Raw genomic sequence first — 12,169 nt, forward strand, 5'->3', positions numbered from 1 at the left:
CGCGACCGGGAGACGCTGCCTGATGAAGATGCGCAGCTTCGTAGCGTGCGACTTGTAGTAGTAGCGAACGAATTGTAGCTTCGTAGCATGCGACAAGCATGTGAGCGGCCCGGCGAATGTGAGCCGCCCGGCGATCCCCTCCTGCTCGCGCAGGTGGCAACAAGACGCTGCGATAAGGGTCGTAAACATCCCAGTCCCGGCAACAGAGCAACGAGCGCAGACATCGGGATAACCATATCAGACGCCAAAGCCCCCATCACCTTCGTTCTCGCGAGAGCCAAGGTGATGGGGGCTTTGCTAACTGCAACAATACATTTATTTCGGTCCGAAAGGGCAGTTTTGGCAACAATAAGCGCAAAAGTACAGTTGTTTTCGATGAAAAACTCATTTTCGTAATAAGGCAGCCACTTTAAGTGCACTATTGCAGTTAGCCAACCGTATCAGCGCATATTGGCGACAAATAAAGGTATTTTGCAGTTGTTGACCACCCGCCCATCAACCGCAGCTCTGACTTGTCAAGCCACGTATAGACCGGGCAAGCTCCTATAACTCTCCTGGTTCCTCCGCCTCTTGGTTGCCCGAGAGGCCGACCGCCTCGTGCAGCGCCTCGACATAGGCTTGGGCGAGCTTGGACAACGCCGCGTTGCGATGGGCGATCCAGCCGACATGGATGATCTCGTCGCTGGCGAGCGGCACAGCCTTGATCTCGTCGCCGTTGAGGTCGCTGCTGACGACGCCGGTGGAGATCGTATAGCCATTGAGCCCGATCAGCAGATTAAACAGTGTCGCCCGATCATTGACCCGGATGCTTTTCTTGCGCGAGAGCGTGCTGAGGATCTCCTCTGCGAAGTGAAACGAATTGTACTCCCCTTGCTCGAAATACAAATACGGATAATCCTGTAACTCGTCAAGGGTAACGATCGACTGGCGAGCCAGCGGATTGTGGATGCTGATGAAAATATGGGCCTTGGCCTTAAACAGACTCGTAAAAGTGAGATTGGCGTCGCGCAGCAGCCGATTGATCACCTTGGAGTTGAACTCGTTGACGTACAAGATGCCGATCTCGCTGCGCTGCGTGCGCACATGCTCGATAATCTCGTGCGTCTTCGTCTCCATCAGCGCCAGCTCGTACTCCTCCTGCCCATACCGATCGACGAGCTTGACGAAGGCATTGACGGCAAAAGCGTAATGATGCGTCGACACCGAGAAATGTTGCGGCGACGGCTTGGCGTTCAAGTATCGATTTTCCAGCAATTCGGCCTGCTCGATCACCTGACGGGCATAGCCAAGGAACTCTGCGCCAGCTTTGGATAGCAGGATGCCTTTGTTGGAGCGCTCGAAAATCGTGATGCCTATGCTCTGCTCCAGCTCGCGGATCGCAATCGACAGCGAGGGCTGAGAGATGAAAAGACGCTTGGCCGCCTCGTTCATCGAGCCGCGATTGGCGACTTCGATGACGTATCGGAGCTGCTGCAAGGTCATAGCCGAACCCCCTTCTACTTGATTACTTGTGTCTCACCAGCATAACACGAAACGACGCGGATGTTGAATGAGATGCGGCTGGTTCACGCGCTCCAACGAAAGTTTCTTGTGCTACTGCGGCGAAACGACCCAGCGCAAGCACTCCGGCTGGCTCGGCCGACCGCAAAAAATAACCTCCGTCAGAAGAACTGACGGAGGCCCACAAAAATAGCCATTGCAGTATACCGTGCATTGCCGTGCTGTGCATTGCCGTTGTCCAGTCTGCCTAGGTTAGCCGCGATAAGCGGCAAGCGCCTCGTTCAGCTCGCGCGTCTGTCCGTACACTTGCTGGTAGATGGCGAACAGTCCCTTGTACGTCTCGACGGCATCCGGGTTCGGCTGGTACGATGCGCCGCGCTTGACGAACCGCTCCGCACACGCCTCCAGCGAGTCGAACCAGCCGCAGCCGTAGGCGGCCAGCATCGCCGCGCCGAGGCCCGGTCCCTGCTCGTTCGCCAGGGCGATCACCTCGCTGTCGAAAATATCGGCCTGCATCTGCAGCCAGACCGGGTTCTTGGCGCCGCCGCCGATCGAGATGATCGCGTCGACCGTCTTGCCCGCCTCGCGGAACATATGGACCGACTCATGCAGCGAGAAGGTGATGCCCTCCATGACGGCGCGGGCGAAGTGGACCCGACGGTGCGAGCCGTCCATGCCGATGAAGCTGCCTCGGATCGTCGCGTCGGGATGCGGTGTTCGCTCGCCCACCAGATAAGGCGTGAACAGCAGCCCGTTCGCGCCCGGCGCGAGATCGCCGACGCCAGCCAACAGCTCGTCGTACGACTCGTCTGCGGCGAACGTCTTCTTGAACCAGCTCAGCGAGTAGCCTGCGCCAAGCGTCACGCCCATCGCATAAAAGGCGTCCTCCTTGCCGTGGTTGAAGAAATGCACCTTGCCGTGGAAGTCGCGATCCTTGTCGTTCTCGTACGACAGGATGACGCCCGAGGTGCCGATGCTGCACAGCGTCAGACCTTCGGAGAGGATGCCTGCGCCGATCGCGCCGCACGCATTGTCGGCTCCGCCGGCGAATACCTTGGTCGACGGCTGCAGGCCGCTGCGCTCGGCAGCCTCCGGCAGCAACGTGCCGACGAGCCCATGCGACTCGACGAGCGGCGGACAGAGCGTAGCCGGCAGGCCAAATGCCGCCAGCACCTCATCGCTCCAGCGCTTGCCCGCAACGTCAAGCATGAGCGTGCCCGCCGCGTCCGAGTAGTCCATATGCAGCTCGCCGGTCAGCCGGAAGCGCACATAATCCTTGGGCAGCAGGAACAGCTGTGCTTGCGCGAAGAGCTCCGGCTCATGCTGCTTTACCCAGAGGATCTTCGGCAGCGTGAAGCCTTCGAGCGCCGGATTGCGCGTCACCGACAGCAGCGTCTCGCCGAGCGTCCGCTCGATCTCGCGGCATTGCTCGGTCGTGCGCGTGTCGTTCCAGAGGATCGCCCGGCGCAGTGGCCGGTGCGCCGCATCCAGCAGCACCAGGCCGTGCATCTGCCCGGAGAAGCTGATGCCCTCGATCGCCTCAGCGTCGATGCCCTCCTGCGCCACCAGCGCGTCGATGGCCGCCAGCGTGCCGTTAACCCAATCCTCCGGCTCTTGCTCGCTCCAGCTCGAGTGGTCGTGGTAGAGCGGGTACTCCTGCGAGGCTTCCGCTCGCACCTGTCCCTCCCGGTCTACGAGCAGCGCCTTGACCGCGCTCGTACCGAGATCTATCCCTATTACATAGCTCATCGTCTCCGCACCTTCCTATCCGTATCGTTAGCCCGCCGGACGGGCAAAAGCCGCCCCCGGCGCACAGCCAAGGGCAGCGTTGTTGCTCAATCGCATCGCGTCTTAGACGCTGAAGATATATTCGCTCAGCTTCAGCTTGATGCGCTCTTGGCGACCGGACTCGTTTTTGATCGGGTTGTTTTGCAGCGCGTAGGCTTCCAGCGATTGCAGCGTCGCTTTGCCAGCGACGACTTCGGCGCCGATGCCTTCGGAGAAGCTGCGGTAGCGATTCGCCATGATGTCCTCGAAGTAGTTGTCCTCGATCATCTTGGCCGCTGCCTTCAGACCCCAGGCGAAGCTGTCCATACCGGCGATATGCGCCAGGAACAGATCGTCCAGCTCAAAGGAGCCGCGACGCACCTTGGCGTCGAAGTTGACGCCGCCACGGCCGATGCCGCCGGCGCGCAGCACTTCATACATCGTCAGCGTCGTAGCATACAGGTCGGTCGGGAACTCGTCGGTATCCCAGCCGAGCAGCAGGTCGCCCTGGTTCGCGTCGAGCGAGCCGAGCATGCCGTTGATCGCTGCTACGCGGATCTCGTGCTCGAACGTGTGGCCGGCCAGCGTTGCATGGTTCGCTTCCAGGTTCAGCTTGAAGTGGTTTTGCAGATCGTACTTTTGCAGGAATGCGATCGTCGTCGCCGCATCGAAGTCATACTGATGCTTGGACGGCTCTTTTGGCTTTGGCTCGATCAGGAATTGCGCGTCGAAGCCGATCTCTTTGGAATAAGCGATCGCCATATGGTACAGGCGTGCCAGGTTATCCAGCTCCAGCGACATATCCGTGTTCAGCAGCGTCTCGTAGCCTTCGCGGCCGCCCCAGAACACATAGTTTTCGGCGCCCAGACGTTTGCCGACTTCCAGCCCCTTCTTCACTTGCGCCGCAGCGTAAGCATACACATCAGCATTGCAGGTCGTGCCTGCGCCATGCGTAAAGCGCGGGTTGGTGAACATGTTGGCGGTATTCCAGAGCAGCTTCGCGCCGCTCGATTTCATATTTTGCTCGAGCAGATCGACGATGATGTCGAGGTTTTTGTTCGTCTCTTGCAGCGTCTCGCCTTCCGGCGCGATGTCGCGGTCATGGAAGCAGTAATAAGGAACGCCGATTTTCTCCAGAAACTCGAAGTTCGCCTCGACGCGAGCCTTGGCTTTGTCCAGCGGCGAGAGATGATCCCACGCGCGCACAGCCGTACCTGCGCCGAACGGATCGGAGCCGTCGCCAGTGAATGTATGCCAGTATGCAACTGCAAAGCGAAGATGCTCGCTCATTTTTTTGCCAAGCACGACCTCGTCTGCATTATAATGTTTGAACGCCAGCGGGTTGTCAGAGCCCTTGCCCTCGAACTCGATCTTGTTAATATTGCCGAAATAACTCATACCCGTAACAGCCTCCTCGATAATAAAAAATAAATTGGAGCGGCGTTTGAAAACGCTCTTAGTCCCTATAATAGCATCTTTCAACTTAGTTTGTCTATTAAACTAACAAAGATTGTGGTAAAATAATTTTACTACATTAAGCAACGGCAAAACTAACTTGGCATACAGATGGAGGCCCGCACAATCGTCATGAGAAAAGCTACCGGAGATCTTGCTCTGATCAAAAAAATGAACACGGCCATCGTGCTGGACGCCATCGTCAAAAAAGCGCCGCTGTCGCGCGCCAACATATCCGAGCTGACCGGGCTGAACAAAGCGACCGTCTCCAGTCTCGTGCAGGATCTGCTCGACGCTCATCTCGTGCTGGAGATCGGCATGGGCGTCTCGAGCGGCGGCCGCAAGCCGGTCATGCTCATCTTCAATCGCGCGGCAGGCTACGCTGTCGGCATCGACCTGGGCGTCAACTATATCCGTGGCGTCCTGACCGACCTCGAGGGCGGCGTCATCGCCGAAGCCGAGGCGTCGCTGCAGCGTCATGAGCTCGAGCTGGTTCTGCCTGAGCTGTATCGGCTGATCGCCGGGCTGATCGCTCAGGCGCCCGACTCGCCCTACGGCATCGTCGGCGTCGGCATCGGCGTGCCCGGTCTCGTCGACGAGCGCGGCACGATCCTGTTCGCGCCCAATCTGAAGTGGGAGCAGGTCGAGCTGCAGCGGCTCGTCTCCGCTCGCTACGACGTGCCCGTATTCATCGACAACGAAGCCAATGCCGGCGCCCAGGGCGAGCAGAAATACGGCGCCGGTCGCGGCATCGCCCACCAGATCTATGTCAGCGTCGGCATCGGGATCGGCACCGGCATCATCCTGAACAAGGAGTTGTACAAGGGTGCGCGCGGCTTCTCCGGCGAGCTCGGCCATCTATCGATCGATCTGGCTGGCAAGCCCTGCCGCTGCGGCAACCTCGGCTGCTGGGAGCTGTACGCCTCTGAGCACGCCCTGCTGGAGCTGGCCGGGCCGCTCGGCTACGGCAGCCTGCGCGAGCTGCTCGCGGCGGCAGACGACGGCGATGCCGCCGCACAAGAGCTGTTCCGCCGCATCGGCTCCGATCTCGGCGTCGGTCTGGCCAACATCGTCAATGTGTTCAACCCGGAGGTCGTCATCGTCGGCAATCGGATGAGTCTTGCCCAGCGCTGGATCGAGGACAGCGTGCGGGAGACGCTGAGCCGACGCACCCTGAAGCAACACCGTCACGGGCTGCGTCTGTTGTTCGCCGAGCTGGGCGAGCAATCCGCCGTACGCGGAGCGGCCTACTACGCGATCGACCAATTTTTCCACCGGGTCAAGGGCGGGGCCTGAGCCTGACAGGAATAGTCGTCATCTTGCGATTACCGTTCTGTCGGTTCTGTGCGTCATGTGCGTCATGTGCGTCCTGTCCGTTCTTTCGGTTCTGTCCGTTCTGTCCGGCCCCTTCGTCCACCGCCCCCATCATGCTGACGCACCTACGCGATGGGTCTGCTGTTGCTGCACCTATCCTCTTTCCTATCCCCTCTCTGCTGAAGCCAGACGAGCCGACCTTGCGGTTCGCCTGGCTTTTGGGACAGCCGATCCCGGCCGAAGCCAAGTCCCTTGATGCTCCCTCCTCTCTCCTGCGCCTAGTCTTCCGTCCGCCCCTCCCCTTGCCTAGGGCGTGTTTGCAAGCCCGCTCAGGGGCATCTTAGGCCGCCTTTCCCCCAAACAAAGGCCAAATAAAGATAAGTGTAAAAGTACGTTTATTTGCGGCGAAACGGGGTCGAAACAGGCAAATAAATGCAAATGCGCACTTAAGAAGATTGAAATTTCCTCCTCATGTGCCGTTCACCCAAAATAAGTGCACTTTTGCATTAAAATTCCGATTTCACGCGCTTTGGAGCATAAATAGAGGTATTTTTGCAGTTAAGCGATGGCAGGATCCGTATTTACGCAAGCCCTCTCATGCCGTATGATAGCCTCAAAGCATTCGTACGCGCAGACTCCATCAGCCGCGCTAAGAGGAAGGGGACCAGCCATGCACGCCACACCATTGCGCGTCGTCATCGCCGACGACGAGCTGCCGCTGCGCGAGGAGCTGCGACTCCTGCCGTGGGCATCCTACGCAGCCTCGCTCGTCGGCGAAGCCTGCAACGGACAGGAAGCGCTCTCACTATGCCGGGAGCTTCAGCCGGATGTGCTCATCACCGATATTACGATGCCCGTCATGGACGGGATGACACTAATCCGCGAGCTGCGAGCACACTGCCCCGCCGTGCGGATCATATTGCTCACCTGCCATAGCGACTTCCGCTATGTCCAGGACGCGCTGCGCCTCGGCGCGGTCGCCTATATCCTCAAGGTCGCGCTCGATGACGGCGAGCTCGTCGAGGCGCTAGGCAAGGCGCGGGAAGCGATCGCCGCCGACCAGCACTCGCGGCGCTCGATCCGCTCCGAGCAGCGCGCCAGGCTCGCCGGGCTGCTCGCCAAGCTGCTGCAGCGCCAGACGCCGGGAGATCGCGAATGGCAGGCTGTCGGGTTGGCCGAGGAGGAGCGCTACCGACTCGTGCAACTCTACAGGATCGCCGAGGCGGCGGCGGTGCAGGCCAGTCGCCCGGCCATCGAGCTGCGACTCGCGCAGGACGAATCGGACGAGCGACAGTGGGCATTCATCGGCGAGCAAGGCATCTACCTCCTGCTCCGGGACGGACCTGAGCAGGAGACCTGGCTCGCACAAGCGCTGCCCGCGCTACTGTCGGATATGCACCGCCTCCTCCTCTCCACCCAACTGTCGGAGACGGCAACGGTGCCGCAGTCGTATCCTTCAGTTCTGCCTCAGCTTCAAGCCTTGACACACCAAGCGTCGCAGCCGACCGACATCACCGCCAGTACGGATCGACTCGGCGCGCTGCAGCCCTCGGTCTACGCCGTCGTCAGCGAGCCGCTGGTAGTCCGCGATGCGCTGGGGGACGCCCTGCTCGCTGCGGACCGCTGGCGCGACCAGCTATTCTACGCCGACCTGTCGGACATCGGCCTCCGGTACGGCGCGTCTGCTCCGATCCGCCAGCTCGACGAGTCGGGCGTCCAGCAGCTGCAGGAGCCATTGCGCTGGGCCAGTGGTTCCGCAGAGCGGCTATGCCGCTGTCTGGCCGAGGACTTCGCTGATCGCTGCCGCGAGCTCCGCCCCGATCCGGGCCAGCTGAAGCAGCGGATGATGGTCTGGCTCGTCGACTGGCTGCGCCAGCAGGACGCCGTCGCCGAGCCGGACGGCCTTCGCCTGGACGCCATGATCGACGCCCAGACGCTAAGTCAGCTGATCTGCCGACTGACCGACGCTATCCGTACCTGGGATCAGGGCCAATACCGCTATCGGCTAGAGGTGCGGCAGGCGTTCGTCTATATCCGCGACCATCTGCAAGCGCCGCTTACCCTCCAACTGATCGCCGAGCAGGTCGGTCTCAGCCCCCATCATCTGAGCCGCCTGTTCCGGGAGGAGACTGGCAGCACGGTCGGCGAGACAATCACGCGACTGCGGATGGAAAAGGCCGTCGAGCTGCTCTCGCAGACCAATATGAAGGTGTACGAGGTCGCCGAGCGCATCGGCATTCCGAGCTACCGTTATTTCACTCAGCTGTTCCGCAAGTGGACCGGCCTGGCTCCTACCGATTACAAGCGACAGCCATGATACCCGCAAGCGACGGAGGTAGATCGACATGTCCAAGCTATACCGCTGGTACGGCAGCCTCGGGCTGGCCACCAAGCAATTCCTCTACTTGTCCATCGTCACGCTGGCTCTGGTCATGGTGCTGGCCGGGCGCAATCTGCACGAGGCGGAAGGGCTGCTGCGCAACCAGGTAATCCGCGACGCCGAGCTGCTCGTGAGCCGCACCAACCAATATATCGACGCCAACCTCGACAATGTCGAGAACATGCTCCTGCTCCTCTCCACCCAGCCCCGCCTGCTCCAGGAAGGCCAGGAAGAGGTCGCCTTCGATATGCTGCGCCAATTCGCCAGCAACAACAACTCGATCGCCAAGACGCTCTATCTGATCCGTCCGGACGGCAAGGCGCTCACCAACGCCCAGGTCAACTATGAGATTATCGGCAACCCTCATCTGCCAGAGCTGTACGAGCTGGCGATGCAAAATTACGGCGCCATCAACGTCAGCGAGCCCTACTACTCGCCAATGTCGGGCCAGACGCTTGCCTATGTGCTGCCGGTCACCGATACTGCCGGGCAAGTCCGCGGCGTCGTCGCCGCCGAGATCAATCTGACGGCGCTCAGCGAGCGCATCTCGCCGATGATCTACCAGTCCTACGCGCTCTTCACGCGCAGCGGCAACGTCATCAACCGGCTCGATGTCCTCGAGCGGCTGCTGCCGGTACGCGAGGGCGAATTCCCGCCGGTGCTGCAGGATCGGTTCCGCGAGCAGCTCCCGGAGCTTGCAGTCGGCATCAGCAGCCTCCCGGGCCAGGACGGCAAGGCGCTCGTCGCCGTCCGCTCCGCCCCCAACCGGCTCGGCTGGTCGCTTGCCGCCTTCATCGAGGAGGCGTATTTCTACCAGGATCTGCAACGGCTCAACCATAACTACCGGACGGCGATGCTCGCCTGGATCGTCATCCTGCTGCTGAGCGCCTACCTGCTCACCCGCTCCTTCACGCGGCCGATCCGCCGCTTCGTCGAGAAGATGGACCGACTCGACGATGTGCAGGTCGTCTCCCGCCTGCCCGTCACCCGCAACGACGAGATCGGACGACTCACCCGCAGCTACAACGCGATGCTCGAACGGATCCAGACGCTGCTCCACAAGACGCTCGCCGCCGAGGAGTCGAAGAAGGAGTACGAGCTGAAGATGCTGCGCAGTCAGATCGCCCCGCACTTCCTGTTCAACACGCTCGCCTGCATCGGCAGCCTCGCCAAGCAGCAGCGGACGGCCGAGGTGCGGGAGACGATCCGCTCGCTCGTCAAGCTGCTCAGCTTCAGCTTCGACCGGCAGTCGGAATACGTCGCGCTCTCAGAGGAGCTCGAGGGGCTGCGGATGTATATGCAGATCCAGCAGGTGCGCTACGGCGAGCAATACCGCTACGAGGAGGCGATCCCGGAAGAGCTGATGAGCTGCCGCGTGCTCAAGCTGACCTTGCAACCGCTGGTCGAAAATGCGCTCTTCCACGGACTAACGCCGCAGCAAGGCGGGCTCATCTCGATCACCGGCGAGGTGTCGGCGCAGCGGCTGCGGCTGTACGTCCGCGACGACGGCGTCGGCATGGACGATGCCGCTCGGCGTCGGCTGAATGATGGTACGACCGGTCGGGCGGATGGCTGTACAGAAGGCGGCCCAGCGGGCGAGACTACTCCACCCCCGGAGCGGACGGGTTCGAGCGGCAGCGGACGCTTCCGCTTCACCGGCATCGGCCTGCGCAACGTCCACGAGCGCGTCCGCATCCATCACGGCGAGCGCTATGGGCTGCGCATCGGCAGCCGCCCCGGCGTCGGCACGATCGTGCGCGTCGACATCCCCTTCATCGCCGAATCGGAGGAGCAGCGCGGCCGTCAGCCGTGATTTGCTCCTCTTGCGCACGATTTCATACACTTTTTACGTTTTCATGCATATCGGTAGCGGCCCCGGCTCCTTATAATTAGAATCATCCGTTGGAAGCGCATTCACAAGCCTGGAGTGCACGCCTCGCTTGGGATAGCAGCCATCGATTGTAAGGAGGGATTTCCCATGCAACCCCCAGGTCTCGCCGAAGCGCCGCGCCTGCAGCCGCCGAGATGGCGGAGGAGCGCCAGGAAGCTGTGGCTTTTCCGAGCCTTTTACCTGATGCTGCTGCCTGGCATCGTCTACTTTGTCATCTTTCGCTACTTTCCGATGTACGGCGTCATTATCGCCTTCAAGGATTTTGCGATCATGGAGGGCATCACCGGCAGCTCGTGGGCCGATCCGTGGTACCGACATTTCCAAGACTTTTACCAGTCGCCGTACTTCGGCCAGTTGATGACCAACACGCTGCTGATCAGCCTCTACAAGCTCGTATGGGGCACGCTCCCACCGATTATCCTGGCCATCCTGCTCCACGAATGCAAGGTCCGCTGGCTCAAGTCGATCGTCCAAACGCTGACCTATATGCCGCACTTCCTGTCCTGGGTCATCATCTTCGGCATCCTGCTGACGCTGTTCTCGCAAAATGGCGGCCTCGTCAATCGCTGGATCGTCGAAGCCGGCGGCAGCTCGATCCCGTTCCTGACCTCGACGGACTACTTCCGCAGCATCCTCGTCGGCTCGGAGGTATGGCAGAATCTCGGCTGGGGCGCGATCATCTATCTGGCCGCGATGGCCGGCATCGATCCGACGCTCTACGAGGCGGCCAAGGTCGATGGCGCCAGTCGCCTGCGGATGATCTGGCACATCACGCTGCCCGGCATCCGCAGCATCATCATCCTGCTGTTCATCCTGAAGCTCGGGCATCTGCTCGACGCCGGCTTCGACCAGATCTACATCCTGTACAACATCCAGGTGTACCCGGTCGCCGACATCCTCGATACATGGGTGTACCGCACCGGCTTGCAGCAGATGAACTTCAGCCTCGCCTCCGCCGTCGGCCTGTTCAAGTCGCTGATCGGTCTCGTCCTGGTGCTCGGGGCCAACAGACTGGCCAAGAAGTGGGGGGAAGGCATATGGTAAAGGGCCTCGACGACAAGCTGTTCAACGCCATCGTCTACCTCGTACTCGGTCTGTGCGGTCTCGCGGCCATCCTGCCGATCCTGTACGTCGTCTCGGTGTCGATTACGCCCTTCGGCGAGGTGCTGCGCAACGGCGGCTTCATCCTGTTCCCGCGCGAGATTACGTTCTCCGCCTACAAGACGCTGCTGACCGAGTCCAACATCCCGCGCGCCTTCCAGGTGACGGTGTTCATCACGGTCGTCGGCACTGCCGTCAACCTCGTGCTGACCGGTCTGATGGCCTACCCGCTCAGCCGCAAAAACCTGCCGGGACGCAATGTGTTCCTGCTGATGATCGTGTTCACGCTGCTGTTCAGCGGCGGCCTCATCCCGACCTACCTGATCGTCAAGTCGATGGGGCTGCTCGACAGCGTCTGGGCGATGATCCTGCCGAATGCGATCTGGAGCTTTAATGTGCTGATCATGAAAAGCTTCTTCGAAGGCTTGCCCGAGGAGCTGTTTGAATCGGCGCGTATCGACGGGGCCAAGGAATTCCGCATCCTGCTGCGCATCGTCACGCCGCTCTCGATACCGGTGCTGCTGACGGTCGGGCTGTTCTATCTGGTGGGGCACTGGAACGAGTTTTTCCAAGCGATCTTCTATGTCACCGACCGGACGCTGTTCCCGCTCCAGGTCGTCGTCCGCGAGATCCTGATGCAGAGCCAGCAGCCGCTGGAGAACGCCGAGAACATGATGCCGACGCAGACGATGCAGATGGCCTCGGTCATGCTCGCCTCGCTGCCGGTCATCGTCATCTATCCGTTCCTGCAAAAGCACTTC

At 60.8% G+C, this 12,169-nt stretch carries 9 protein-coding genes; 5 read left to right on the forward strand and 4 right to left on the reverse strand.

Annotation, left to right across the window (positions count from 1 at the left end):
• The 4 genes from PA598K_RS37490 to xylA form a co-directional block, all read right to left on the reverse strand.
• A partial coding sequence (locus PA598K_RS37490) for a hypothetical protein (protein ID WP_221414201.1) occupies positions 1-189 on the reverse strand: 189 nt, incomplete at its 3' end.
• 354 nt (positions 190-543) lie between these two features.
• Complete coding sequence (locus PA598K_RS33300) at positions 544-1,482, reverse strand: LysR family transcriptional regulator (RefSeq protein WP_128661050.1); 939 nt, start codon at positions 1,480-1,482, stop codon at positions 544-546.
• A gap of 270 nt (positions 1,483-1,752) precedes the next feature.
• Complete coding sequence (xylB, locus tag PA598K_RS33305) at positions 1,753-3,249, reverse strand: xylulokinase (protein ID WP_128661051.1); 1,497 nt, start codon at positions 3,247-3,249, stop codon at positions 1,753-1,755.
• A gap of 102 nt (positions 3,250-3,351) precedes the next feature.
• Positions 3,352-4,665, reverse strand: a complete 1,314-nt coding sequence (gene xylA, locus PA598K_RS33310; protein ID WP_128661052.1) for a xylose isomerase — start codon at positions 4,663-4,665, stop codon at positions 3,352-3,354.
• 189 nt (positions 4,666-4,854) lie between these two features.
• Here xylA and PA598K_RS33315 point away from each other — a divergent pair, with 189 nt between their 5' ends.
• The 5 genes from PA598K_RS33315 to PA598K_RS33335 all read left to right on the forward strand — a co-directional run.
• Positions 4,855-6,018, forward strand: a complete 1,164-nt coding sequence (locus PA598K_RS33315; protein WP_128661053.1) for an ROK family protein — start codon at positions 4,855-4,857, stop codon at positions 6,016-6,018.
• A gap of 688 nt (positions 6,019-6,706) precedes the next feature.
• Complete coding sequence (locus PA598K_RS33320; protein WP_185602386.1) at positions 6,707-8,353, forward strand: response regulator transcription factor; 1,647 nt, start codon at positions 6,707-6,709, stop codon at positions 8,351-8,353.
• A 28-nt stretch (positions 8,354-8,381) separates the two neighbouring features.
• A complete protein-coding gene (locus PA598K_RS33325) occupies positions 8,382-10,229 on the forward strand; it encodes a sensor histidine kinase (protein ID WP_128661055.1) in 1,848 nt (615 codons plus the stop codon).
• Between the two features lie 165 nt (positions 10,230-10,394).
• Positions 10,395-11,351: an ABC transporter permease gene (locus tag PA598K_RS33330; protein WP_128661056.1), complete on the forward strand. Its 957-nt coding sequence runs from the start codon at positions 10,395-10,397 to the stop codon at positions 11,349-11,351.
• On the forward strand, positions 11,345-12,169 hold an 825-nt coding region (locus PA598K_RS33335), incomplete at its 3' end, for a carbohydrate ABC transporter permease (protein WP_148092029.1). The genes PA598K_RS33330 and PA598K_RS33335, both read left to right, overlap by 7 nt.

This window comes from Paenibacillus sp. 598K (genome assembly GCF_003851045.1).
In the GTDB taxonomy this organism is placed as follows: domain Bacteria; phylum Bacillota; class Bacilli; order Paenibacillales; family Paenibacillaceae; genus Paenibacillus_D.